This is a genomic window from Anoxybacillus ayderensis (genome assembly GCF_013761015.1).
GTDB lineage: Bacteria > Bacillota > Bacilli > Bacillales > Anoxybacillaceae > Anoxybacillus > Anoxybacillus ayderensis.
In genome coordinates this window covers 37,337-62,922 of record NZ_JACDUV010000003.1, presented here as the reverse complement: position 1 = coordinate 62,922, position 25,586 = coordinate 37,337, and the positions used below count along the sequence as shown (strand labels likewise).

The following is a 25,586-nucleotide window of genomic DNA, read 5'->3' as shown; positions in this document are numbered from 1 at the left end:
CAGCTAGCGAGCAGGTTATTTGGCAGCTTCTGTATCGTATCTTTTCCATTGTGCACGCATGATAAGTGACTGAATAATTGAAAAACATCCACCAACGACCCAATATAGCGACAAAGCCGAAGGGACAGAACTCGCTCCCATGAAAATGATAACAGGCATAATATATGACATCATTTTCATTTGTGTAGCCGTTTCTGTTGTTGTAGCAGTCGGAGATAACCGCATCGAAATAAATGTCGTTAAGCTCGCTAATATCGGCATAACGAAATACGGATCGCGATGACCGAGCTGCATCCATAAAAACGAGTGCAGTTTAATTTCTTCCGTTCGCGAAATTGCGTAATACAGCGCCATAAAAATAGGCATTTGAATAAAAATCGGTAAGCAACCGCTCATTGGGTTGACACCGTGTTTTTGATATAGTTGCATCATTTCTTGCTGTAGCTTTCTTTGCGTTTCCATATCTGTGCCTTTATATTTTTGTTGAAGTTTTTGTATTTCCGGGCGAATGCGCTGCATCGCAATATTGGCACGAAACTGTTTGATGATAAGCGGGAGCAGCCCAAAGCGGACAACAATCGTCAATGCAATAATAGCGAGCCCGTAATTTTCTTGAAATGCGTGTCCAAGCATCAGTAATAACTTTGACATCGGATAAACAAAATAATGATCCCACACACCTTGACTATGCTCTGTAATCGGTACATTTCGATTACATGCACTTAATAAAAATACTGAAAACAAAATAATCCATTTTTTCACAATTTTACTCCTCCTTGTTTGTTATCATAAGCAAACAAGGAGTGTCCTTCCTTCTTCATCACTCGCATACGATCGTTCATCGATCGGAATTTTCCGCTGTTGAAATGTAACAAATCGCACGTGTAACGACATATATCTATATACATCGCTCGTCTTCATACAGCCATTCGCATCGTATGAAACGAATCGTTGAATGGAGATCGGATAATTTACTTGTCGCGTCACATAGCACGTCATCGCCATAACGAACATACTGAAGAGCGATACATACGTAAATATATCGAATGAAAACTCCATAAACATGACCATTCTCCTTCCCCTATCAATTATAACATGGAGAAGAGAAAATTACATGCGAGAACGAAAATGGGCGTTGATTTGTCCTTTTCTCATCGTTTCACGAATCTCTTTCATCATTTCATAACGAATTTCTCGTGTTTGCACTCCTTCCTCACGTTTGTTTGCGATCTCAACGAGCCATTCAACATCAGCAAAGGAATACTTTCTCGTCCCTTTCGATCGATCAGGAAAAATAAGTTGACGTTCTTCATAATATCGAATTTGTCTCGGTGACAAACCGGTTAATTCACTAACAATACCAATCGAAATGACTTTTTTATGTTTATACGATTCCATCCTTATCCCCTCTCGTGTATACTGCGTTATATTTCATAACATTAATATACTGCATTTTATCAATATTGAAACGAATTTTGTTATAAAAATTAACAAAATTCATTATTCATGTTATAAAAAGTAACAAAAATGCTGTTTATAATACAGAGGATAGATATAATGATTATCAAATAAATAACGGAAGGAGGAAAGAAAATGGGAACCCTTTTACAAATAACGATGAAACAAAAACAATTTTATATCGACAAACTGCATGAAGGAGGAGAAATACATCATTGGACATTAGCAGAACTGCGAAAAAAATATGAACAGCTTCGAAAGGAGATTGCCAATGGAAAAGAAAGCGATAGATTTAGCAAAACAAATTATTGAGCTTGATTTGCAGCGAGACGCGATATTTGAGCAACTCCTTGCACTTCTTGGCGATCGCGCCTATGAAATATTGCGGCATATGCAAAACAAATATTAAAGGCTCTTGGCGATGGCAAGAGCCTTTATTCTTTATATAAAAATCCATTCAGGCTACTTCAGCACACGTATTTGTTTGTTTACTGAAATCGTAATGTCGCCTTCGCCAATTTGCTCGCCATCTGCATGGAGAGGAAGAGACGTGTTGCCGCAAATATGAATATATTTTCCTTGAAACGTATGTACTTCTTTCATCCTTATATGACCGCCCCAGAAAACTGTCACAAATAAAGCGAGCAGTTTTAACCGTGATATATTATCGACCACGACAATATCAAAACACTGATCATTTGACAGCGCAAATGGAGCAATCTTCATTCCACCGCCATAATACGGATGATTCGCAACAGTGACAAGCCATGCATTTGAAAACGTATGTTGTTTTTCATCAACTGTCAATTGCACAACAGTTGGTTTATATATAAACAACTCTTTCAATAAATAAAACACATAAACAAACTTTCCTAAATATAATCTATTCAAAAGATGTTTCCATCTCGAATGATTCACCTTTCGTGAAATATGTGCATCGAATCCACAACCGACACTGTTCACAAAAACACCTTGTTTCACACCTTTAAACGTTCCGATATCATACAGTTCGACATGCATATCCTTCACACGTAATAACATTTGACTAAGCGCTTTTCTCCACGTTATCGGGATGTTTATCCCTCGAGCAAAATCATTTCCTGTTCCAGCTGGGATGTATCCGACAGTGACATGATCATACATCGCAACACCGTTCATGACTTCGTGCATCGTTCCGTCTCCACCAACGGCAATTAATATCAATGGTTCATATGTTTGCTCAGCAATCTGTTGTGCTAGCTTCATTCCGTCTCCTTGTTTTTGGGTAAATACAACATGATAACGAATATGATGATGTTGAAGTGCTCGTTCGATTTTTTTCCATATTTCTTTACATTTCTCATTTTTCGCTGAAGGATTTACAATAAAATATAGTACCAAACCTTCTCCCCCATTCTCTTAACCCTTTCCTTTTATTTTACCATGGCATATACATGTATGACATCAATCTTTTCCCTTGACATAATTTTTGAAGCCTTATACAATTAGAGACAAATTGTTGCACCGAACGATTGATAGCAAACTCATTTCCTTGTTTTGTCTTAGCGTTTTTGACATGGCGACATGGCGAAAACGAAAGGACGGACGCCGAAACGAGTTGAGCTAAAAATACATCGGTATGTTTCACTTCAATCTATACGTGAGGCATGCCGTTTTTTGTTTCTAAAGGGGGATCAACGTGAAAACAAAAGGAGAACTAGAAGATCAAATTAGTCGCGCGCTCACCCAATGGGAAAAAGAATATTTAGGCCGCGGTCCACTCTCTGTAAAAACAGATATTTTACGAAATATGGTCATCGTACAGTTGCGTGGCATTTTAACTCCTGCTGAAAAAGTATTGTGCGAAACAAAAGAAGGCATGTTGTCGATTAAACGCATTCGCGCAGATTTAATTGAATCAGGTAGCGAGCAACTAAAACAAATGATTTATACATTAACAGGTAAACAAGTAACAAGCATGCATACAGATATTAGCACAAAAACAGGGGAACGGATGATCGTCTTTTTATTACAAGAACCAATCGATATACAAGGTTGATCTTTTAAAGGCCCATTGCGGTCGGTAAAAGATACGCCGGAAATATTTTTCGACCAAATCGAAAAATGTTTCCGGCTTTTTTGTTGAATATAAAAAAGAAATAGAAGGAGAGGATTGCTATGCAAGAAATGATTATTAACAATTTAACATCGCCAGCCATTTTATTTTTTATTCTCGGCATTATTGCTGCTCTCGTGAAATCTGACTTAAAATTACCAGCGGGCTTAAATGAATCGTTAAGCATCTATTTGTTAATCGCAATCGGAATGAAAGGTGGCATTGAACTTGCGGAACATTCTTTTCATGAACTCGTTCGCCCGTTAGTTGGAACGTTGTCGCTTGGTATCATTATTCCAATTATTACGTTTGCGATTTGCCGTCGTCTTGGCATTGATCGTAAAAATGCAACCGGCATTGCAGCAACTTACGGATCCGTTAGCATCGTTACGTTCGGTGCCGCAATTGCTTTTGTTGAACAAGCAAATATTACGTACGAAAGCTATATGAACGCCTTTGTCGTCTTGTTAGAGAGCCCTGCGATTATCGTGTCGCTCGTCATATTGAAATTGTTAGAAAATCGCTCATATAAGGAAGAAGTAGTATATCGTTTCTCAGCTACATCTGCGTACGGACCGATCATTAAAGAAGGATTATTTGGAAAAAGCGTCTTTTTAATGGTCGGTAGCCTTCTCGTCGGGTTAATCGGCGGCGAACGCGCCCTTACGATTGTTAAACCGTTGTTTATCGATTTATACCCAAGTGTTCTCGTTCTCTTTTTACTAGGGATGGGATTAACAGCAGGAAATCAGCTTGCAGCCGTACGTAAATATGGGATCAAACTGCTCGCATTAGGTATTCTTTTACCTCCTGTATACGGGTTTTTAGGAGTGGTGATCGGTTATTATTCAGGGCTATCGTTGGGAGGAACAATTTTACTTAGCGTGCTTGCTGCAAGTGCTTCATATATTGCTGCTCCAGCAGCGATGCGCGCATCTGTTCCTGAAGCGAATCCTGCGATTTATCTTGGCATGGCACTCGGGCTTACATTTCCGTTTAACTTAACGATCGGCATGCCACTATATTATGAAATGGCTAAGTGGTTTTATTGAAAAAGCAAGGGGTGTCCCTTGCTTTTCTATTTTTGAATATGTGGTGGTGGTTGTAAATGATTTGTTGCGTGACGAAGGAGAAGAACGAACTGTTCTTCATTTATATCATCTTTCGGAAAAGCTAATTGTTCATGGCGTTCATCATATATAACAATGTGCTCACTTTTTCGTTGAAATATATGATAACGATTTTTACGTTTTTCAAAAGTCACTCGTTTTATTTGATTGAGAGGAATTTCTCGTATATCCCATCGGTCAGCGTACATCAATTTTTTCGTTGTGAGTACAATTTCCCTATTTCGTTTTCTCCAATCGTTTACAACAAAAACAATTCCCAATGCGGTTAACAAAAAGGAGAGAACATATAAAAACACACTTTTTTCTTCAACTGCCACTAGCCAGCGTGAACAAATAAACAACATCAATACAGTGTAAGATAAAATATTTGTCCAACGAAATGTCCACTGTTGCCGAAATAACGTATGTTCTGTTTGCTGCTCTTGCTTGATTTGCTCAATAAAATACTTTTTATGCTCCTCGATCGAATATTGTTGAATTGGAATAAATGGAACATACGTATATTCAAACATACTTCTCCCATCTTGACTTTGAACATACACCCCGACCCACGCCACATACTTTTCTTGCTCATCAACATAAGCAAGGAAATAATAGCGAACTTTTTCATTATACTCATTTTCCATCTCAATATGATTGATCATTTCTATATCGTTCGGGACAACGCCATATTCATGAGTTAATACATAAAACAAATGGCTTTTTGCAAAATGATTGAGCTTATTTGCTTCCATCGGAAACAGCTGTTTTTTTCCGATCCGCTCCATTTCTTCATATAATAAACTTGCACTTTCTATATTGTTTGCGCATGCTAAAAGGACATCGTCAGCAACAGTCAGGCGATGTTGTAAAGCCGTAACGATCGCTCGCGCTTGAATGGTCGGATCACGAAACGATAAAGCTTCTTGCAACAATGTTGCGATTTCCTCGTTAAAATAAAACTCCATTAAAGAAAGGCATACGTGCATATCAGCTCGAATAGATAAGTAGTTTTCTTTCCAAAACCGGAAAACGAACATCGGGCTATAATCAGCATCATATGGCGCATACATTTCTTTCGTTTGACGATACTGTCGAATAAGTATGGAAACAATTTCGTCCTGTTGCAAATGACAAGCTACTCCTTCACGATGCAAGTGAAGCAATAACCAACAAAAAAGATCTGACGGTAAATAAGCATAATCGTGATCAATAAGCTTTTTAATGACATTCAGTCGATGGCGGAGCTGCTCCCATGGAATTGAAAATGTTTGCTGTTGCAACTCGCTATGAACGATATGATATAATGCCTCATCATATTGTTCATCCCCTAACTCACATACATAGCAAAACGCCATTTCTTTCGCTGCAGAACTGAAGCACGCAAAATGTTCGAGGACATTTGGAACAAACTGTGCACTTACAAAATATAACGCAAACTGAAGCACATGATAGCTCGGATCATCCCACTCGTCAACAGGATCTGGAAACGTCTCTGCTGCATACGCAATCATTTTTCGAATAAAAGCAGGTTGAAGTTCTATCTCTTCTTCTGATAATTGTTCAAGTGCACACAAAGCTTCGTATCGCTTTTGTGGATCGTGATGTTTTAAATCGCGCATAATTTGCTTTAGTTGTAAGTCAACCGTTGTCAATCTATACACCCCAATGACATCATTTGTTAACTCCTCTATTTTATAACGAGAAATGATTAGCGGCAATATAAAGATTATGTTATTGTTAATGATGCGAAATGAAATAAAGAAGGTGTGAACAATGAATCGTTATATCGTCATCGGGGCTGGAATTGTTGGTGCTTCTATCGCCTTTCATCTAGCAAAAGAAAAAGTGCAGGTGATTTTAATCGATCGTGAAGACCAAGGGCAAGCAACAGATGCAGCAGCAGGAATCATTTGCCCGTGGACGTCACAACGGCGAAATAAAAAGTGGTATGCGCTTGCCAAAGGCGGTGCGGCATTTTATCCCCATCTCATTGAACAATTACAAACATACGGTCACGAAACAGGATACAAACGTGTCGGAGCCATTTGTTTACATCATGATGATAATAAGTTACAAAGCATGGAAGAACGTTTGTACACCCGGCGTGAAGAAGCGCCTGAAATCGGGGAGATTATTCGTCTATCTTCACAAGACGTAAAAACACGATTTCCTGTATTAAGTGACGAATACGAAGCGCTATATGTAAGCGGAGCTGCTCGAGTGGACGGACGCGCATTGCGACGTTCTCTTATTCATGCTGCTATTCAATTAGGGACAACATATATAAAAGGAAGTGCGACACTTTTGCATAAAAATAACCGAGTCATTGGGGCTACAGTGGCAAATGAACGTTACGAAGGAGATGCTGTCATTGTTGCGGCAGGTGTTTGGGCGAAATCGTTACTTTTACCGCTAGGTATTGATTTTCTCATTACCCCACAGCGAGCACAAATCGTCCATCTACAAAACCTTGAGCAACATACTGATCATTGGCCTGTCGTCATGCCACCAAACAACCAATATATACTCGCCTTCCCAAAAGGAAAAATTGTCGTTGGGGCTACACATGAAGATGGTGTTGGCATCGATTGTCGCGTGACTGCTGGTGGAGTGTACGAAGTGTTACATAAAGCGTTAACCGTCGCCCCCCATCTTGCTGATTGGACTCACTTAGAAACACGTGTCGGCTTCCGACCTCACGCACCAAACTTTTTACCTGTATTCGGTGCCGTCCCACAGATCGAAGGGCTTTACGTTGCAAATGGCCTTGGGGCATCCGGTTTGACCGCCGGACCATACGTCGGCTTCGAACTATCCAAAATGATTCTCGGACAGTCTACCTCATTACAGCGAAGCGACTACGATGTCGCTCAAGCGATTCGATTTCTTTGATGAACGTGCTGTTTAATTGCATATCCTATCAAAAGTGGAGGTTTTCTTATGAACAAATGGGCATTTGTTTCTGACTTTGATGGAACAATCTCTCATCAAGACTTTTATTGGATGGTTATTGAAAAATATTTTCCTGAAGGTAAACAATTGTTTCAACAATGGCGTGACGGAAAAATAAAAGATATTGACTTTTTAAGCACCGTCTTTACATCCATTCATCAAGATGAAGAAAAAATTATTGAAGATATTTATAACATTCCGATTGACGAAACGGTTTTACCCTTTATTACACGCATCCAGCAAAACGGGGGCGATTTTTACGTGCTAAGTGCGGGGACGGATTACTATATTCGCCATATTTTAAAAAAGTACGACATACGTGGCGTAGATATTTTTTCTAACGAAGGATATTATCATGATAAAAATATTCATATGCGCATCGATCCGAATCATATTCATTATTCAGAACGATACGGCATCGATAAATCAAGTGTCGTTCGTACATTAAAACAAACGTACAAAACGGTTTATTTTATCGGCGACAGTGAACCAGATGTTCACGCAGCGAAAGTCGCAGATGTGACATTCGCAAAAGGTGCTTTACAATCGTTGTTGCGCGAACAACATATTCCTTTTGTTCCTGTGGACACGTTTGCGGATGTTGAACGTTATTTACAAGAAAAAGGAGTATTGAAATGAACATCCCTATTCCATCCATTCTTGAAATTGGAGAAGGTGTCATTTGTCGCATCGACGAGCTGATGAAAACGTATCGTTTTTCTAAAGCTGTTATATTATTTGATGATTTCACTTATCAAACGTACGAGAAAGAAATGAAGCGAGCGATTTCATCCGCTGCTGTTCACACTGTTTGCTTACCACCCCAGCTTGATATCGTTGACATTATGAAAAAGGCGTTTGAACTTCCTCACTGTGATGTCATGATGGCTATGGGTGGCGGAGCAGTCATTGACTGCGGTAAATATATGGCGTTTTTACGACAAGTGCCGTTTCTTAGCATACCGACATCTGCATCAAATGACGGGTTTGCAAGCACAAACTGCTCGTTACTTGTCAACGGTAAAAAAACAACCGTTCCCGCTAAAGTACCATTTGGCATTTTAGCTGATTTACGTATCGTTCAACAGGCGCCGGATCGCTTTATTTTAGCGGGCGTCGGGGATTTAATGTCGAATATTACAGCTTTGTATGACTGGGAATTTGAACAAAACCACGGAGTCAGTCGGGTAAACGCTTTTGCGGCGATGATTAGTAAAAAAGCGGTCAACAGCTTCATTCGTACGCCGATGCAAAACATTAAGCATCCCATTTTTTTAAAAGAATTAATTAGTTCTTTAACAATGGGCGGCATTTCAACAGTTATTAGCGGGAATAGCGCACCTATTAGCGGATCTGAGCATTTAATCTCCCATGCGCTTGATCAAATTAGCGAATCACCGCATATGCATGGCATTCAAGTTGGGATCGCTACGTATATCATGGCACACGTACAACAACATCGGGCGGAACGCATTACAAAAGTGTTTACACGTACCGGATTTTTTGACTACGTTAAAACATTACGTTTAAATAAAAAAGAATATCGAGAAGCAATCAACATCGCACCAACGATCAAACCAAACCGTTATACGTATATTCATGATGAACAATACCGGAAGCGTGCCATTCAACTTCTTGACGAAGACCCTATTTTACAGGAGATTTTCGTATAACGTACATAATTAACCACGAAACCGCTTACCCTACTGTTGAGGAGGTGGGGCGGTTGAATCAAACGTTAGCTTATTTGCGTGAAGCATTAGCAAACTATGCTGATCGGCATCACACGATAGCCGTTCATTTATATAAAAAACTGATGAGTAAATCATACAAAAACGAGGAACAATTCGTTCGGGATTTATCGCAAAAAGAAGCGGCATTTTTAGATCGCATGCTTCGTCAAGAAATGAAGTACGCAAAAGAAGAACAAGATGCTGTTCGAGTTTATCATTTAATTGAAATATATGAACAACTCATTTAAGCAAACCATGTCTAGCGCTTATATGAGCGCTAGACACTTGTTATTTCTTTTCGTTAATAAAATAACAAAACAAATAGTCCATCGTAAACAAATCGTCTGGATAGTCGATTCCTACATCTTCCCCTTCATAAATGAGCGTTTGAATCAAATCATGAAGCGACTCGATATAAAACTCATATAAAAATTCATAACTAAACGGTTCATTAGGCATATGTGATTCCGCACATACATTCGGTGAACAGTAGTTTACATACGTACGACATGGAATAGGTCGTACATCATAAATGAAACATGTATTTGTTTGGGGATTTAAAAATATACAAGGTAATTGCTCTTTCATATATATTTTCTTAAAATTTCTCTCTTCTGTAAAATCTAACGTTTCTACTCGCTTTATTTGTTCCGCGTAGTGTTGAGTATACCATTGTATATGCTTATATATGCGTTCTCGCTCGTCATTTGGCAGTTTAGCGATATGAGTCATCATCCATCTTGCTTCTGCACGCGTCGTAATAATGGGAAAATAGCAACAGTGTGTACACCCTTTTGTACAAGTTGGGCGAATATTCACTTTGCGCTCAATTGTATGAATATGTTCATCGACAAGCAAAAGCAATTTTTTAAATGCTTGAAACATAAATTCCTTCCCATTTTCCCCATCATATCGTTCCAACCATTCATCAACCGCATCAACGAACGCTTGTCCATTCGGCATATGCTTATCGTTAATTTGCTTACAAATCCGAACAATTTGCTCATATGTTAAAGGCATGCGTATCCTCCCTACTGTCTCGGTGCCCATAGCATAATTGCCACACCAACTAAACATACAAACCCACCAATCCAATCATACAAATCTGGCGTTTTTTTGTCGATCCCCCATCCCCATAGTAAAGATAAAATAATGAAAATTCCTCCATACGCCGCATACACACGTCCAAATGATGGGAATGACTGAAATGTTGCGATGACACCGTATAACGCTAAACATATTCCCCCAGCAATCCCATACATCGCAGACTTTCCTTCGCGTAACCAAATCCATACAAGATATCCTCCACCAATTTCTGCAACACCAGCTAATAAAAATAACATGATTGCGCTCATATTTTCTCTCCTTGTTTTTTTGTTGCGGGTATTTGAATTTTAAAACGATTTTTCCGACATCACAAATGTTTTTAAAAAAATAAAGAGGCGTTTCTCGCCCCTTTATTTTAACAACCCCTTCACTTCATCGACAGATAATAGCTTCCCTGTTGATACAACTTTTTCATTTACGACAAGCGCTGGCGTGCTCATCACCCCATAGCTCATAATTTTTCCAATATCCTCTACTTTCTCTACTTGCGCATCGATTTGAAGTTGCGCAATGGCCATTTGAACGTTTTGCTCGAGCTCTTTGCATTTTTTACATCCTGTTCCTAACACTTTAATCACCATTTTCTCATCCTCCTACAATATCGCATTAAATATATAGCCAATGGCGATAATGCCAATGGTTGCAATAAGGACAAATATACCAATGAGCTGCGGTTTCATCACTTTGCGAAGCAACACCATCTCTGGAAACGATAGTGCGGTCATCGCCATCATAAAGGAAAGTGCCGTTCCCGGCGCCACCCCTTTTCCCATTAACGCTTCAATCATCGGAAGTGATCCGACTGCATTCGAGTACAATGGTACCCCAAGAATGACCGCGACTGGGACGGCGAATATGCTTTCTTTTCCAGCATAACGAACGAGTAAATCTTCAGGAACATATCCGTGAATCCACGCTCCAATTCCAATACCAATAAGCAAAAACACCCATATTTTTTTTACAGTATCAATGACATTTGTTTTTGCATAAGCGAATCGATCACGCATCGTCATTTCTTGGACAACAGATTCCCCTAATTTAATATCAAACACATATGGCTCGACATATTTCTCTAGTTTTAGCTTCCCAATCACCCATCCAGCCATAATGGCTAATAATACGCCAAACAAGACGTACAACACCGCAATTTTCCATCCAAAAATCGAAAACAACATAACAAGTGAGACTTCATTGACAATCGGTGACGAAATTAAAAAGGTAAACGTCACCCCAAGCGGAATGCCTGCCTCGACAAATCCGATAAAAAGAGGAACGGTTGAACACGAACAAAATGGTGATACGACACCAAGCAAAGCTGCTAGTACGCTCGCAATCCCTTTTTTCTTCCCGCTAATCCATTGCTTTACTTTTTCAGGCGGAAAATAGCTACGTACAAACGAAATAGCAAACACCATCACAGACAATAAAAAAAGAATTTTTAACGTATCATAAATAAAAAAATGGAGCGCTCCTCCAAACTTTGAAGTGATCGACAGTCCAAATACATCTTCAACTAACCAGTCCGCAAACATGTTAAACATGAACATCTCTTCTTTCTTCCATAAGTGGCATGACCACTTTTTGATTTAGTTGATAAATTGTAAATTTTCCTTGTTTATATACATGTACTACTTTTCCGCGCTCAAGCAATTTCAAATGATGCGTGACAGTCGATGGGGGTAGCTGCAAGGCAGCTGTAATCTCACACATACATAAATCACTGTGCATTAACATACCAACAATGCGCAAACGTGTTTCATCTCCAAGTGCTTTAAACAATTGAGCGCGATGTTGTATGAGCTGATCATCTTGAAGAAAAGGAAACGTTTGCTTTGCTTTTTCAATCACGTCATTTAATTCTTGTTCATTTTTTAGTTGCCAATGATTTTTCATCCGTCATTCACTCTCCTCACTTTTATAATAAAACTATTTTTCTAGTTTTGTAGTTGTAAATGATGAACATTTTTTGAACATGGTTTTTAAATTTTTCTGTTAGTTTTTGTCGTTTTTCGTAGTCTATAATTTACTATTTATTCAGAAAATAAAAAGAAAGGAGGGGACATATTGATCTATTTTCATCAAGTGAATAAACATTACGGAGACTTTCACGTCTTAAAAGATATTAATCTCACCATCCAACAAGGCGAAGTCGTCGTGATTATCGGTCCGTCTGGTTCTGGAAAAAGTACGTTAGTCCGCTGCATTAACCGCCTAGAAACAATTACAAGCGGCGAACTGATTGTCGATGGCGTGAAAGTCAACGACAAAAACACCGATATTAACAAACTGCGCCGCAATATCGGTATGGTTTTTCAACATTTTAACTTATATCCACACAAAACCGTCTTGCAAAATATTACATTGGCACCGATGAAAGTGCTCGGCGTGCCGGAACAAGAAGCAAAAGAAACGGCGATGTACTATTTAGAGAAAGTCGGTATTCACGATAAGGCGAACGCCTACCCGACAGCGCTGTCTGGCGGTCAACAACAGCGCGTCGCCATCGCTAGAGGACTAGCGATGAAACCGAAAATTATGCTGTTTGACGAACCGACTTCCGCCCTTGACCCAGAAACGATTGGCGAGGTGCTCGATGTCATGAAAACGCTCGCAAAAGAAGGGATGACGATGGTTGTCGTCACCCACGAAATGGGATTTGCGCGGGAAGTCGCTGATCGCATCGTCTTTATGGATCAAGGGAGAATTTTAGAAGAAGCGCCACCAGAACAGTTTTTTGCCAATCCGCGTGAAGAACGGGCGCGCCTGTTTCTTAGCCGGATTTTAAACCATTAATATAAGGGGGAAATTTTTCATGTTCAAAACCGTTTGGAAAAAAATGATTGGGCTTGGGCTTGTCGCCATGCTCAGCGCTACTGCCTTAGTCGGCTGCAGCAGCGAAACAACAACAGAGAACAAAAATAGCAACAAATCAGAAGAAAAAGCAACAGAAACCACGTTGGACAAAATTAAAGAACGCGGAAAATTAGTCGTCGGTGTCAAATACGACCTCAACCTTTTCGGCTTAAAAAATCCGCAAACGGGTGAAGTAGAAGGCTTTGATATCGACATTGCGAAAGGATTAGCGAAAAAAATTCTCGGCGATGAAAACAAAATTGAGCTAAAAGAAGTAACATCAAAAACACGTATTCCGATGCTAAACAACGGCGAAATTGACGCGATTATCGCGACAATGACGATTACCGAAGAACGGAAAAAAGAAGTTGACTTCTCCGACGTCTATTTCATGGCGGGTCAATCGTTGCTCGTCAAAAAAGACAGCAACATTAACGGGATTGCTGATGTAAACAAAAAAGGCGTGACGGTATTAACAGCAAAAGGCTCTACTTCCGCGCAAAACATTCGGGCAAAAGCGCCAGAAGCAACTGTGTTAGAATTTGAAAACTACGCCGAAGCGTTTACAGCTCTAAAAGCAGGACAAGGCGATGCGCTCACGACAGACAATGCGTTGTTGTTCGGAATGGCAAAACAAGATCCAAACTTCCGTGTCGTTGATGAAACGTTCTCGGAAGAGCCGTATGGAATTGCGGTTCGCAAAGGCGATAAAGAATTATTAGACGTCATTAACGAATACTTAAAAGAAATTAAAGCAAACGGCGAATACGATAAAATTTACGAAAAATGGATTGGCGAAAAGCCAAAACAATAACGAAAAGACGATGAGCGGAAATATATCCGCTCATCTCTTGTTCATTTGGAAAGGAGGCTACAAGGTGCTTGACTACTCGATTCTGATCGAACATTGGGATATGTATATGCAAGGGTTTGCCAATACATTAAAGGCGAGTGTCCTCGCGTTAATCGGCAGTTTCGCCATCGGGACAGTAATGGCCGTTTTTCGCATCGCACCCATTCGCCCATTAAACTGGATTGGCGCTGCCTATGTCGAATTTATTCGCAATATCCCGCTTATTTTAATTGTATTCGTCTTTTTTGTCGGGTTGCCTGCCATCGGCATTCGCTTTGATTCATTCACTGCTGGCACGTTAGGGTTAACTGTTTACACGGCGGCGTTTATTGCCGAAGTCATCCGCGCCGGCATTCTTGCCGTTCCGAAAGGGCAAATGGAAGCTGCTCGCTCATCGGGACTAACGTATTTGCAGGCGATGTGGCATGTGATTTTACCACAAGCAGTAAAAATCGTCATCCCGCCAATGGGCAACCAATTTATTAACCTTGTAAAAAACTCATCGGTTCTCGGGGTCATCGCCGGGCTTGATTTGATGTATTTCGGTGACTTAATTTCGTCAGAGACGTTTGTAACATTTGATGTGTATATTTTCGTTGCATTATTTTATTTACTTTTAACAATTCCATTAAGTTTAGGGGTTGGCGCATTAGAACGCCGCCTAGCAAAAAGTCGGTAAAGGTGGAGTGAGAGATGGATTTTGTCGGTGCCTATGCTCCTGCGCATTTGAAGTTTTTATTGGAAGGATTTGTTGTTACTCTTGAAGTTGCCTTTCTCTCCATTTTTTTTAGTTTTCTCATTGGGATTATTATCGGCGTGCTACGGTATAGCCGTATTCCTTTTCTTTCTCCAGTGCTTGCCGTCGGGGTGGAGACGATTCGAAACTTGCCGCTGTTATTAATTATTTTCTTTACGTATTTTGCGCTCCCTGAGGTTGGATTCAAACTTGATAAGTTTTATGCTGCGATTTTAGCGCTCGTCATTTTCGAATCGGCGATGCTATCAGAAATTGTGCGCAGCGGGCTGAATTCAATTGAAAAAGGGCAAATAGAAGCGGCTCGCTCATCAGGTCTTACCTATACACAAACGCTATGGCATATCGTTTTGCCGCAAGCGTTGCGCCGCATGGTTCCCCCAATTGTCGGGCAGTTTATTTCGCTTTTGAAAGATACGTCGCTTGCTGTCGTCATCGCCTTGCCAGAATTAATGAACCATGCGCAAATTATTAACGGCCAAAACGTCAACTATGTCATTCCGATTTTCTTATTAGTCGCAGTGATGTATTTTGTCGTCAACTACTCCCTTTCGCTCGTTTCGCGAAGACTTGAGCATAAACACATATAGACATAACAAGTCTCATCACTTCCTTAAATATACGAAAAGTTTTGGAAGCGATGAGACTTATATCCTTTTAGCGCCAATGGAACGTTAAAAAACTAAATACAGCAATACGACAAATAAGATGCATAAAACGATGAAAGAAGTGCATATCCAAATAAACACTCTAAAAAAACGAATTTTTTTATCCATTTCCCCTTTTGTTTTCTTAAGAAAAACTGCTCCAAAAATAATCGCAACCAAGCCCCTAAATATAGTAGCAAACCAAGTATTCATTATATTTGGATCAATAACTAACGTGCTGATCGCATAAATGAACAAGATAACAGACACACATAGAGAACTATAAATAATCGTCTTGCTTCTTGTTTGTTTCAAAAGATTCATAAGGCATTTCCTTTCCCTTTAGATGAATTATGAGGAGCACGCTTATTTCTTTTCTTTGGCTGCTTGATCTAGCACATGATTAATGAAAGCTTCACGAATGGCTTTCACTTGGTTATCTGTTGGAATTCCATAATTATCAAAATTGCCACTATCCATTACAATAGGTCCGGTTTTTAAATTAACATTATTGACAGCTTCTTTGAACCCTTTTTTGCCTCCAAACGATTCAATAAACTCACTAAACCGTCTATTCACTTTCCCAGATTTTGAATAATATTCTTCAATGGCCTCGGACAAATGTAGCTTAGAATTTTCTTTTATCATATTCGCAATATTCACAGCATCTATATCTGCCAACAAATCGGAAGTAGAAAACGAACTATTCCCACCTATAATCTTCCTCGCTTCTTTCTGAAGAAGCTTCAAATCGTTCGAATCGTTTGTATTGCGTTGAAGGTCTATGACTGCTGTTTGTAAATCCCCAGCCCATCCAGCCAGTTGATCAGGAATCGGAGATATTGATAATATTCCATCTAATGTTGCAGCCATGTGCAAGAAATCGATTTTGTTCCCAGTCACAGGATCTTTTAAAAATGCTCCTTCACCATTCGGTTCAAAGAATTTACTTAAGCTTTTGCTTTTGGATTCAACGTACTGAACATGCCTTTCATCTATTGTCCCAGCGGTGATAGCCCATTTAAATCCAGCATACACTTTAGAATTATGGTCTTATAAATTCTAGGTTGTAATCATTTATTTCAACTGGTTTGCGTGAAACGTTCGTTCTTGGATTCTTTTGTAGCTCCCTCAAGTACGAATCCGTGAGTTTTTCTAAATCCTCTAATCGCTCCACTAATGTTTTTACATCTGTAGCATCCGAATTTTTTATTGGCTAAGGCTTGAACTGTAACTGTTTGCACATGATGTGTTGTCTTTGTTGAGGTGCTAGTTGCTGTTTTTATTTCAAAGTTTCCTGAATCTTTATTCCCTGCTCCTTGGATAACAGCAGGAGACGTTTTATTCGCGATTATATTTGTTGAAGCGCGAGAAGCATTGCCGAAAACTGCACTTTGATATACTTTTTTAATACCGTACACAATATCTTTCTGTTGATTAAAGTTAGTAGACACGCTAACTGAAGAAGGTATCGAAGGGGTAATTGGCTGAACAACTTGATTGGTTAGCGTGTTAGAAGCTTGATTTTTAGAAACCATCTGTTCATAAGCTCTCTTAGCAGCCTCGCTAATCGTTACAACATCTTTAGAAATCGTTGCTTTCGCTGGTGTATATGACACTGATGCTGTCACAGAGCTAGAAGGTTTTGTAGTTACAATCGTGGGGACATAAGAATTTGGTTTCTGTTGAAAATACTGCTTAACAGAAACGGTAGGCATCGTCATCCCTCCAAGATCATAATCCTTAAGGTAATAATAATCCAAAATTGTTTTTTTACAATATGCTCTTTTGATTTTTTCGTATTTTTGTTTAAAAAACTCCAATAAAAACAATCTTTACAATAACAACCAACGGCTGATACGATAAAAATAAAATGAAAAAAGTAGGAGATCACCTATGCGCGAACGGATGCTACCAATCTTCCTTCTCATTATAGCTACCGCTTTTTTCGGAGAAATGAAAGTGAATCCGTTTGGAAGTTCGTTTCGGTTTTCGCTCGGAAGCGCCGTTTTCTTTTTCGGGCTTATTTGGTTTCGAACTGTTCCGGTTGTAAGGACGGGTTTGTTCACAGGGCTTTTTATTTTAACATTTCGTACAGGTATCGACCTGCTGATGAAAGATGTCTCTTGGAGCGACAGTTTGCTTTCCCATCTGCCGGCTGCGTGCTATTATCTCGCTTTTGCGTTATTTGTTCGCCTATGTCGCATTCGCACTTCTATGGAACTGCCTATTCGTGTCGCACTACTTGGCGCAAGCATCGATTTCGCTTCAAACATCGTCGAACTGTTTGTTCGCCACCTAATGGGCGAAACGATTGCTGTCACGCATGAAACGATTTTTATGCTGCTTTTGTTCGGAATTTTACGAAGTTTTTGTGTTGTTGGACTATATAACATTTTGATGATTCAACAAATGCAAACGTTAGGAGAAGCCAGACGGCAAGAGCTCGAACGGCTCGTGATGATGAACGCCAGCCTCTATGAAGAAGCGTTTTATTTGCGCAAATCAATGAGCCATATGGAGGACATTACACGCAAAAGCTACGAGCTATACACAACGTTAATGGACGGGGAAAGGATTGAACCGCGCACCGCGCTTTATATCGCAGAACATGTGCACGAAGTTAAAAAAGACTCTCAGCGCATTTTAGCTGGCCTGTCAGAATTAATGAACCAAGAACAGCGCGATTTGCACCTGTCGATTGCTGAGCTTTGCGGCATGGTCATTCGTGCGAATCAAAAATATGCGGAATTGTTAAAAAAAGAAATTGCTTTTCAATTCACGTGCGATCTCGATTTATCGACTAGGCACGTCTATGCCCTTCTTTCTGTCTTAAATAATTTAGTCGCCAATGCGGTAGAGGCAATCCCCTTATCCGGATGGATTCAGCTTCGCGCTGAACTTGATGGCGGCGACCTCGTCTTTACCGTCACTGATTCCGGTCCTGGAATCCCAGAAGACGAGCGCGATTGGGTGTTCGAGCTTGGGTTTACAACCAAATATGATGAACACGGCAACCCATCCACTGGCATCGGGCTAACGCACGCGAAAGAAATTGTTCATAGTTTCAATGGAAACATACGATTAACAACCGACGAAAATGGCCAAACGCAATTTCAAATAAGCATTCCTAGCAAACAACTATAAGGAGAGGATGCCATGCGCTTTTTTCTAATTGAAGATGACGCGGTTGTAAGAAAAATGTTAGAGAAAGTGATTCATGAAAGCGGACTTGGAGAAGTTGTGGGGCAAGCTGAGGATGGGCTAGATGTATCGATCGATCAGCTATATGCTGTCGATGTCGTGCTTATCGATTTGCTTATGCCAGGGCTTGATGGCATCCAAACGATGAAAAAGTTGCGCGCGCAAGGGTTTACCGGCCCATTTATCATGATTTCCCAAGTAGAAAACAAAGAAATGATTGGGCAAGCGTATCTTCACGGCATCGATACATATATCCATAAACCGATTAACCGTTACGAAGTCGTCTCGGTTTTAAAACGAGTCGCCGACTACCTTTCTGTCGCTTCATCGCTTGACTCCATTCGGCGTCTATTGCAAACGCTAGAAAAAACGAAACAACCACTCGCCACCCATGAAGCGACGACTGAACAAAAGGCACGACAGCTTCTTCTCATCTTAGGCATCGCTGGCGAAGCGGGGGTAGCCGATTTATTAGCTATTATGCGTTGGCTTTCGGAACAAGAACAACAAGGGCGATCGATTCACGACTTGCCGCCATTGAAAGAGCTATATGCCCAAATGGTTCAACGTGTGTGTAAAGAAGAGCAACTTGTGCAAAAAGAAATACGTGCGATGGAACAACGCATCCGCCGCATGGTGCTACAAGCGTTTACACACTTATCGTCACTCGGGTTAGCCGATTACACAAATCCGACATTTGAGCATTTTGCCCCGCGTTTGTTTGATTTTGAAGAAATTCGCTTGCGTATGCAAGAATTAGAAGCTGGGGAAAAAGCAACAAAATGCCGAATTAACGTAAAAAAATTTTTAACTGCCTTCTATATGGAAATAAAAAATATATAGCAAAGGTGCCCGTAACGGACACCTCTTTTTCTTTACTCCTTTTACCGTCGAATGGGTAGCCTAATGACAAACGTCGTTCCTTGTTCCGAGCTGTAGTGAAGCGCAATCGTTCCGCCATGGTTTTCAATAATTCGTTTGACGATCGTTAATCCTAATCCTGTCCCTGACGATTTCGTTGTGATAAATGGTTCAAAAATCGCCTCCTGCATATGTGTCGGAATGCCGCTTCCAGAGTCGTACATGTACATGTTGTACGTTTCATCGACATCGGAATATATGCAAATCGTTCCGCCTTCTTCCATCGCTTCGATGCTGTTGTGAAGCAAATTGTATAACACTTGCATCATTTGTTTCGAATCAAGCTGTAACGGGACATGATCAAGGCGCACGTGCACGCGTATATTTTTCGCCTCTAACGTTTGTTGAAAAAGAGAAAGAACATCTTGAACGATCGTTTCGATATACGCCTCTTTCATCACCGGGGCGCTCGGTTTGGCGATCAGAAGCATATCTTCAACAATGGCATTGATGCGATCAATTTCTTTTAATAAAAGGGGAATATGATATTGTTCGCGATCGCGTTCATGTAAATTTTCGTTCATAAACGCTAAAAAACCGTGAATAACCGCAAGCGGATTACGAATTTCATGCGCTGCCTTCGCCGCCATTTCCCCCATTAACGCCAACTTTTCCGATTGATGTATTCGTCTAGAAATTTTCTCAGCTTCAGTAACATCGAGAAAGAAAACAATACGTCCAATTGGCTCTTTATGTGGAATAATTAAATCTGTTTTAGATACCAAAAATTCCCTTTTTCCCTCATCTGAGTCATATGATATTTTTACTTGTTGAAAAGAATCTTGAGATGTAAGTAGATTCCAAAACAAACGGTTTTCTTCCGATCCCTCTCTAATTTTCTCCTTTATTTTTCTTTGATCCAAGCATAGTAATAACATAGCTGATTTGTTAATAAAATAATCCGAACGAGTTTCATCCATTGTGATAATTCCAATCGGTAAAGAGTTAAGTAATTTTTCAATGTACGCCTTATCGTCTGCCAATCTCTCGTACAAATGAGAGTATTGCCTAAAAACTGCCGAAAGTAGCAACATAATAAACATATATAAAAGCAAACCGAATATAGTATCAAAAACGAAAAGAATGGCCAAGATCAGTGAGGCTGTCAATTCTACCATATAAATATATATTAATTCTTTTATAGTATTTAACAAAATCAAACGAAACTCAGTAGATGAGCGCAATGAAAAATATATGGTCATAAGTAATACGTTTAAAACAAAAAAAGCAGCGAAGGAAGCAATATAGGCTCCAAAATCGTAAATAGAAACTTTCCCGACAACGCCCCCAAAAACGATATAAGCATAATAACTCCCACAAATCATCATTGTATAAACAGAAAAATTAAATACATGGTTAAACCATGACGTTTTTCGTGGATACCAAAAGTACATCACAAAACTGCTTATTAAAAGTATGATTAAAGAAAAGTGCAATCCATGAGTAAAAAGCAAAGCAAGGTAAACAGACGACTCTAACGTAAAAGCATTTCCATTCGGCGGCAAATATATCGTATATCTACTAAGCAAAACAGCAGCCCCAGCAAACAACAATAACAAAAACCATTCGTTTTGTACGTTCACGTCTGAAAACGGCCATGTATATAAAAATAATGCACATCCAAGCAACGAGATAAGCGTCACATATATCGCAAATAATCGTTTCATTACATTCACCCATGATGTAAAATTGACTCTATCATTCTATTTTAAAACAAAAAAATAAGCAACAAGACAATTTTCTTCATTGTTCTGTTCAGCCCAATTCACGGTGCGATATAATATAAGAAAATAATCAAGGGGTGACAACGATGTTTAAACTTCCTAAAAGTCGATCGAAACAATGGTATATCGTTAGCACTTTTTCGTTTTTTCTCTTTCTTTGTATGCTTGTGGTATCTCGTTTATTGCTTAATATGGATATGGACTTTAATCAACTCGTTGGTTTTGCGATCATATCCCTCATTTTATCATGCCTCATCGGAATAGGTGGTTTTTTTGGTAAAACGACGTTTGTTATCATATCTTTTGCTTTTTTCATCATTGGAATGATTTATATGTTGTTTATTTCTATTACCGATTTGCACGATGGCTGGAGCGATATAACAAGCATCATTTCTTTTCTTACTATTTCATTGTTTGGCGTTGTTATCGGAGTGATTGCCGAAATCATTCGCACTCTTTTGAAAAAGAAACCCAAGTAAAAAGAGCCATCTATAAAGATGGCCCCCTACATATAAAGCATTTGTTTTTTGATTTCGACCGCAAGCGGATGATCAGATGGGAGCTTCGCATACGTTTCAAGGGCTCCTTCTACTCCGCATTCTTTTATCGTTTCTTGAAGTTGTACTGCTTCCGCATCCCCTTCATAATCAAATAACAACAATGCTGCGATTCCTTTGGCTAAAGATGTAGGAACTTCTCCAAAGCATTCATAATATTTCATCGCTGGACGAATGAGCCGATCGTTTGGTCCGAGTTTACGAATTGGCGAACGAGCTACCCGTGTCACTTCATCTGTCATGGAAGGATTGACAAATCGTTGAACAATTTTTTCAATATACGCTTGATGTTCAGCTTCATCCCAACCGTATTGATGAACAAGTACTCGCCCTGATTCACGTAAAGCGTTTGTCACATTCGATAAAATATCGCCATCTGCCATCGCTTGATGGATCGTCTCATATTTTTTCCGATATCCTAAATAAGCAACGATTGCATGACCTGTATTCACAGTAAACAATTTTCTTTCGATGTATGGTTGTAAATCAGCAACAAAATGGGCTCCAATGATGTGTGGAATATCTCCAATCACTTCTTTCGTTTCAATGACCCATTCAAAAAACGGCTCAACGACAACGGTTAACGGATCGTCGTGACTTTGATTTGGGACGATACGATCGACTGCACAGTTTAAAAATGCACATTTATCTTTTAAAGATGTTTGTTCTTGTTCTGATAAATGTTCCCATACATATTTCTTCAAATACTCACTACCACCAATCATGTTTTCGCACGCAATAACATGTACAGGCTGAGAACATACCGTTATTCTTTTTTGCAGTCCTTCTGCAATTGTCTGTGAGATAAGCGGTAATACATTTGGTCCAACAGCTGTTGTCACTAAGTCAGCACGCGCAATTTGATCGATAATTTCATGTCTTTGATGTTGACTATGCAATGCTGATACATTGCGAACAACTTGTTTTTCTGTCGTCTCTCCCGCGATAATCACTTCATATTGCCTTCTTTGTTGAAACGCTTGTACAACTTTATCGTTTACATCAACAAACACCACATCGTATCCTGACTGAGATAATAAACTTCCAATAAATCCTCTTCCTATATTTCCTGCTCCAAAATGGACAGCTAACATATTATTCCACCTCATTTAATAGTGCTAAAATCTCATCTTCAGTCGTTGCTTTAATCATTTTTTGAATGTTTTCTTCTTCTGAACATACAATCGCAACTTTTGAAAGAATTTCTAAATGCTCACCATCTTTACCTGCAATACCGATTAAAACTTTGACGATATTTCCTCCTCCAAAATCAACGCCGTTCGGCACTTGAACAATGGATAAACCTGCTTGTTTCACAAGTTTTTTTGCTTCTTCCGTACCGTGTGGAATTGCTACAAAATTCCCCATATATGTTGAAATTAATGCTTCTCTCTCAAACATTTTGTCGATATAAGACTCCTCTACGTACCCTCGTTCAACTAAAATACGTCCTGCTAATTGAATCGCTTGTTCTTTCGTTTTTACATCTGCATCTAGTACAATATTTTCTTTTGCTAACACTGCCACTGTGATTCACTCCTTATGATGTTGAAGTTGTTCGTAAAAAAACTTTTCTAATTGTGTGCTTAAAAACGCATAAATTTGTTCTTTATTACCTTTTGAAAATAAATCTATACTTTCTTCATCTTTAATAATGAGCGAACTGACATGACTAAGCACTTGCAACATATCGTCTTGCGCATCTTGAGGTGCAAGCAACAACAAAAAACGATTCACTTGCATCGGTTGCTGATCCATACCGACGATCGTTTTTGGTTGTGTTAGTGTATACATCGTAAAAGATGGTCGCAAAACAGCCTCGCTTCGCGCGTGGTACAACGCTAAAGTAGTATTCGGGATTCCTAATCCACCGATTTCCTCTCGTCGCAACAACTCCTTCACGACGATTCCTTTCGTTCGAATGGCTCCATGTCGTTCAAGATGTGTGCAAGCATACATTAATGCATCATTCATGGAATGGGACGATAATTCGAGCAACGAAAAACTGTTTAACAGTTGAACGATTGTCTCACTTACCAAGTGAATCGAACGAATTTTTTCAATCCCTTTTTTCAATGGATTCGTTTTTCGAAAACGCATAGAAAACGTTTTCGTTTTTAGAAATTGTCGAATTGCAACAACTTCCTCTTCTGGCAACATCGGATTCACAAGAAAATATGGTTGCGACGTATGAAGTGGAATCGTTGATACGATCAAATCGTATTCGTGCACATCCATATGTCGAACGTCAAAAAACGACTTTTGTTCAATATGAGAAATATCTGGAATTTCTTGTTTGAGACGTGTAGCTAATATTTTTGCCGTCCCAATTCCGCTTGAACAAATAACGAGTGCACGTAACCCTTTCTTTTCGCGCAATAACGCTGAAGCAAAATGAAGAACTAAGTAGCCAACTTCTTCTTTCGGCACCGTTATATCTGAAAATACATGCTGTACACCTTGTTGCACAATATGAAACAATTCGCTATAGTCTTGCATAATTTTATGAAGCAACGGATTAGTAATACCCATATGATGCTGTATACGATATAAAGCTGGTTTTAAATGGACGATTAAATCTTCGTACAACGGATAGTCGTCCGTTAAATCAATCCCTATTTTATCGCTCACAAAACGAATGAGCTCTTGCGCTTTCATCGCGATTGCTAAACTCGCCTCTTCTAACATATAGCCACGCCGAGTTCTTAACTTTGCACCCATTAAATGCATCGTGATGTAACCAATTTCTTCTTCGGGAATCACAACATGAAAAACTTCTTCTAATTTTTTTGCGATTTTTCCTGCTATTTCATATTCTTTCGTTTTACGAACCGCTTGCAAATGTTGGGCATCAAAATGGATAGCCTCTCCTTGCACAATGCGCTCAATGGCTAACGCCAGATGAATAACGAGAGCGATATACGAACTATCGGCAATCGTAAATGGAAGATCTTCTTTCATTCCTTCAATTTGTTGTTCGATCATAAACAATTTTTCTTTATCAACAAGCCCAAGCAACTTCTCTGTTACCGTATTTACTAAATCTGTCGACTTTTTTTGAATAGACTCTTTCATTAAAGAGAGAAATTGTGACTCGTCAAAATGATCAAATAACAGTTCACTCATCATTTTACGTTTTGCTGCTTCGGAGCCACATATTTCGACCCCATATCCCCTTTTTCGAATGAGGGAAAGGCCATGTTTTTCTACCTTTTCTTCCATCTTGTCTAAATCGTTGCTGATCGTGGCGACTGTTACGTTTAAATCATTCGCAAGAGAGACTAACTTCACCGGTTCCCCTGATTCTAATAAAGCAATTAAAATCATCGTTTGCCGCTCTTCAGGTGTATATTCCGTATGTGATAAACGAAATACATGCATTTGTAGCTGTCGCTTTTTTTCTTCTTCTCCGACGATTTGAATACCAACACCTGCTTTTTTTATGAGTTGTAAATCATACGATTCAACAACTTGTTCAACACCTTTTAAATCACGGTGAACCGTTCGTTCGCTTACATCTAATTGCTTCGCGACATCTCCTACTGTAATTCCTTTTGGGTTCGCTAATAAAAGATCTAATATTTTTCTTTCTCTCGCTGATATATACACACACTCA

At 39.4% G+C, this 25,586-nt stretch carries 30 protein-coding genes; 14 read left to right on the top strand and 16 right to left on the bottom strand.

All coding sequences use genetic code 11. From position 1 onward, the window contains the following. Positions 1-15 precede the first annotated feature (15 nt). Genes yidC through HNR63_RS04750 form a run of 3 tightly spaced genes read right to left on the bottom strand, consistent with a single transcriptional unit; the run spans position 16 to position 1,398 of the window. Entirely contained in the window at positions 16-765 is a 750-nt protein-coding gene (gene yidC / locus HNR63_RS04760; RefSeq protein ID WP_425485167.1) for a membrane protein insertase YidC, read from the bottom strand. A 21-nt stretch (positions 766-786) separates the two neighbouring features. Then, complete coding sequence (locus HNR63_RS04755) at positions 787-1,071, bottom strand: hypothetical protein (RefSeq protein ID WP_246316743.1); 285 nt, start codon at positions 1,069-1,071, stop codon at positions 787-789. Between the two features lie 39 nt (positions 1,072-1,110). Then, positions 1,111-1,398 (bottom strand): MerR family transcriptional regulator, encoded by a 288-nt coding sequence (locus HNR63_RS04750; protein ID WP_006323413.1) that lies wholly within the window; start codon positions 1,396-1,398, stop codon positions 1,111-1,113. 331 nt (positions 1,399-1,729) lie between these two features. Between HNR63_RS04750 and HNR63_RS04745 the strand changes: the two genes are divergently transcribed. Next, positions 1,730-1,867: a hypothetical protein gene (locus HNR63_RS04745; protein ID WP_006323411.1), complete on the top strand. Its 138-nt coding sequence runs from the start codon at positions 1,730-1,732 to the stop codon at positions 1,865-1,867. A 53-nt stretch (positions 1,868-1,920) separates the two neighbouring features. On the opposite strand, the gene HNR63_RS04740 is transcribed toward HNR63_RS04745, so the two are convergent. Then, entirely contained in the window at positions 1,921-2,838 is a 918-nt protein-coding gene (locus HNR63_RS04740) for a diacylglycerol/lipid kinase family protein (RefSeq protein ID WP_181519971.1), read from the bottom strand. Between the two features lie 298 nt (positions 2,839-3,136). On the opposite strand from HNR63_RS04740, the gene HNR63_RS04735 reads away from it, so the two are divergent. Then, the gene (locus HNR63_RS04735; protein ID WP_181519970.1) at positions 3,137-3,496 is read left to right on the top strand and encodes a Na-translocating system protein MpsC family protein; all 360 of its coding nucleotides are present in this window, start codon (positions 3,137-3,139) and stop codon (positions 3,494-3,496) included. A gap of 119 nt (positions 3,497-3,615) precedes the next feature. Continuing rightward, positions 3,616-4,605, top strand: coding sequence for a sodium-dependent bicarbonate transport family permease (locus HNR63_RS04730; RefSeq protein ID WP_181519969.1), 990 nt, complete (start codon positions 3,616-3,618; stop codon positions 4,603-4,605). A gap of 26 nt (positions 4,606-4,631) precedes the next feature. Here the strand turns inward: HNR63_RS04730 and HNR63_RS04725 are convergent, their stop codons facing one another. Then, entirely contained in the window at positions 4,632-6,326 is a 1,695-nt protein-coding gene (locus tag HNR63_RS04725; RefSeq protein WP_343047605.1) for a hypothetical protein, read from the bottom strand. A 112-nt stretch (positions 6,327-6,438) separates the two neighbouring features. Here HNR63_RS04725 and HNR63_RS04720 point away from each other — a divergent pair, with 112 nt between their 5' ends. From HNR63_RS04720 to HNR63_RS04705, 4 genes are read left to right on the top strand one after another with little or no spacing between them, the layout of a single operon-like run. After that, positions 6,439-7,557: an NAD(P)/FAD-dependent oxidoreductase gene (locus HNR63_RS04720; protein ID WP_181519968.1), complete on the top strand. Its 1,119-nt coding sequence runs from the start codon at positions 6,439-6,441 to the stop codon at positions 7,555-7,557. A 48-nt stretch (positions 7,558-7,605) separates the two neighbouring features. Further along, a complete protein-coding gene (locus HNR63_RS04715; protein ID WP_181519967.1) occupies positions 7,606-8,256 on the top strand; it encodes an MtnX-like HAD-IB family phosphatase in 651 nt (216 codons plus the stop codon). Next, positions 8,253-9,290, top strand: coding sequence for an iron-containing alcohol dehydrogenase family protein (locus HNR63_RS04710; RefSeq protein ID WP_042533991.1), 1,038 nt, complete (start codon positions 8,253-8,255; stop codon positions 9,288-9,290). Before HNR63_RS04715 ends, HNR63_RS04710 begins: the two co-directional genes overlap by 4 nt. A gap of 44 nt (positions 9,291-9,334) precedes the next feature. Then, positions 9,335-9,598 carry a sigma-G-dependent sporulation-specific acid-soluble spore protein CsgA gene (locus HNR63_RS04705; protein ID WP_425485161.1) on the top strand — a complete coding sequence of 88 codons (264 nt, stop codon included), beginning with the start codon at positions 9,335-9,337 and terminating at the stop codon, positions 9,596-9,598. Positions 9,599-9,638: 40 nt separating this feature from the next. On the opposite strand, the gene HNR63_RS04700 is transcribed toward HNR63_RS04705, so the two are convergent. The 5 genes from HNR63_RS04700 to HNR63_RS04680 all read right to left on the bottom strand — a co-directional run bounded on the left by HNR63_RS04700 (position 9,639) and on the right by HNR63_RS04680 (position 12,350). Then, on the bottom strand, positions 9,639-10,370 hold the full coding sequence (locus HNR63_RS04700) for a YkgJ family cysteine cluster protein (RefSeq protein ID WP_181519965.1): 732 nt from the start codon (positions 10,368-10,370) through the stop codon (positions 9,639-9,641). A gap of 11 nt (positions 10,371-10,381) precedes the next feature. Then, entirely contained in the window at positions 10,382-10,705 is a 324-nt protein-coding gene (locus HNR63_RS04695) for a YnfA family protein (protein ID WP_085789469.1), read from the bottom strand. A 102-nt stretch (positions 10,706-10,807) separates the two neighbouring features. Continuing rightward, positions 10,808-11,038 carry a thioredoxin family protein gene (locus tag HNR63_RS04690; protein WP_181519964.1) on the bottom strand — a complete coding sequence of 77 codons (231 nt, stop codon included), beginning with the start codon at positions 11,036-11,038 and terminating at the stop codon, positions 10,808-10,810. Positions 11,039-11,050: 12 nt separating this feature from the next. Next, the gene (locus tag HNR63_RS04685) at positions 11,051-11,998 is read right to left on the bottom strand and encodes a permease (protein ID WP_085789471.1); all 948 of its coding nucleotides are present in this window, start codon (positions 11,996-11,998) and stop codon (positions 11,051-11,053) included. After that, positions 11,991-12,350: an ArsR/SmtB family transcription factor gene (locus HNR63_RS04680; protein WP_181519963.1), complete on the bottom strand. Its 360-nt coding sequence runs from the start codon at positions 12,348-12,350 to the stop codon at positions 11,991-11,993. Before HNR63_RS04680 ends, HNR63_RS04685 begins: the two co-directional genes overlap by 8 nt. 171 nt (positions 12,351-12,521) lie before the next feature. Between HNR63_RS04680 and HNR63_RS04675 the strand changes: the two genes are divergently transcribed. The 4 genes from HNR63_RS04675 to HNR63_RS04660 all read left to right on the top strand — a co-directional run bounded on the left by HNR63_RS04675 (position 12,522) and on the right by HNR63_RS04660 (position 15,507). Next, positions 12,522-13,250 (top strand): amino acid ABC transporter ATP-binding protein, encoded by a 729-nt coding sequence (locus tag HNR63_RS04675; protein WP_181519962.1) that lies wholly within the window; start codon positions 12,522-12,524, stop codon positions 13,248-13,250. 19 nt (positions 13,251-13,269) lie between these two features. Further along, complete coding sequence (locus tag HNR63_RS04670) at positions 13,270-14,124, top strand: glutamate ABC transporter substrate-binding protein (RefSeq protein WP_181519961.1); 855 nt, start codon at positions 13,270-13,272, stop codon at positions 14,122-14,124. A gap of 64 nt (positions 14,125-14,188) precedes the next feature. Continuing rightward, the gene (locus HNR63_RS04665) at positions 14,189-14,842 is read left to right on the top strand and encodes an amino acid ABC transporter permease (protein ID WP_181519960.1); all 654 of its coding nucleotides are present in this window, start codon (positions 14,189-14,191) and stop codon (positions 14,840-14,842) included. 14 nt (positions 14,843-14,856) lie between these two features. Further along, positions 14,857-15,507, top strand: a complete 651-nt coding sequence (locus HNR63_RS04660) for an amino acid ABC transporter permease (RefSeq protein WP_181519959.1) — start codon at positions 14,857-14,859, stop codon at positions 15,505-15,507. A gap of 423 nt (positions 15,508-15,930) precedes the next feature. On the opposite strand, the gene HNR63_RS04655 is transcribed toward HNR63_RS04660, so the two are convergent. Together HNR63_RS04655 and HNR63_RS04650 are read right to left on the bottom strand one after the other, a co-directional pair. After that, positions 15,931-16,602 carry a hypothetical protein gene (locus HNR63_RS04655; protein ID WP_181519958.1) on the bottom strand — a complete coding sequence of 224 codons (672 nt, stop codon included), beginning with the start codon at positions 16,600-16,602 and terminating at the stop codon, positions 15,931-15,933. 44 nt (positions 16,603-16,646) lie between these two features. Then, a complete protein-coding gene (locus tag HNR63_RS04650) occupies positions 16,647-17,387 on the bottom strand; it encodes a hypothetical protein (RefSeq protein WP_181519957.1) in 741 nt (246 codons plus the stop codon). A 73-nt stretch (positions 17,388-17,460) separates the two neighbouring features. On the opposite strand from HNR63_RS04650, the gene HNR63_RS04645 reads away from it, so the two are divergent. Together HNR63_RS04645 and HNR63_RS04640 are read left to right on the top strand one after the other, a co-directional pair. Next, positions 17,461-18,711 (top strand): sensor histidine kinase, encoded by a 1,251-nt coding sequence (locus tag HNR63_RS04645; protein WP_181519956.1) that lies wholly within the window; start codon positions 17,461-17,463, stop codon positions 18,709-18,711. Between the two features lie 12 nt (positions 18,712-18,723). After that, on the top strand, positions 18,724-19,611 hold the full coding sequence (locus tag HNR63_RS04640) for a response regulator (RefSeq protein WP_181519955.1): 888 nt from the start codon (positions 18,724-18,726) through the stop codon (positions 19,609-19,611). Between the two features lie 41 nt (positions 19,612-19,652). Here HNR63_RS04640 and HNR63_RS04635 read toward each other — a convergent pair whose 3' ends face one another. After that, positions 19,653-21,356, bottom strand: coding sequence for a two-component system sensor histidine kinase NtrB (locus tag HNR63_RS04635; protein WP_181519954.1), 1,704 nt, complete (start codon positions 21,354-21,356; stop codon positions 19,653-19,655). 143 nt (positions 21,357-21,499) lie between these two features. Between HNR63_RS04635 and HNR63_RS04630 the strand changes: the two genes are divergently transcribed. Continuing rightward, a complete protein-coding gene (locus HNR63_RS04630) occupies positions 21,500-21,892 on the top strand; it encodes a permease (RefSeq protein WP_181519953.1) in 393 nt (130 codons plus the stop codon). 26 nt (positions 21,893-21,918) lie between these two features. Here HNR63_RS04630 and HNR63_RS04625 read toward each other — a convergent pair whose 3' ends face one another. The 3 genes from HNR63_RS04625 to HNR63_RS04615 are packed head-to-tail and all read right to left on the bottom strand — an operon-like array spanning position 21,919 to position 25,579. Next, the gene (locus tag HNR63_RS04625; RefSeq protein ID WP_181519952.1) at positions 21,919-23,064 is read right to left on the bottom strand and encodes a mannitol-1-phosphate 5-dehydrogenase; all 1,146 of its coding nucleotides are present in this window, start codon (positions 23,062-23,064) and stop codon (positions 21,919-21,921) included. Between the two features lies 1 nt (position 23,065). Then, a complete protein-coding gene (locus tag HNR63_RS04620) occupies positions 23,066-23,503 on the bottom strand; it encodes a PTS sugar transporter subunit IIA (protein WP_181520207.1) in 438 nt (145 codons plus the stop codon). Next, positions 23,504-25,579: a PRD domain-containing protein gene (locus HNR63_RS04615; RefSeq protein ID WP_181519951.1), complete on the bottom strand. Its 2,076-nt coding sequence runs from the start codon at positions 25,577-25,579 to the stop codon at positions 23,504-23,506. It abuts the gene before it with no gap. Positions 25,580-25,586: the final 7 nt, after the last annotated feature.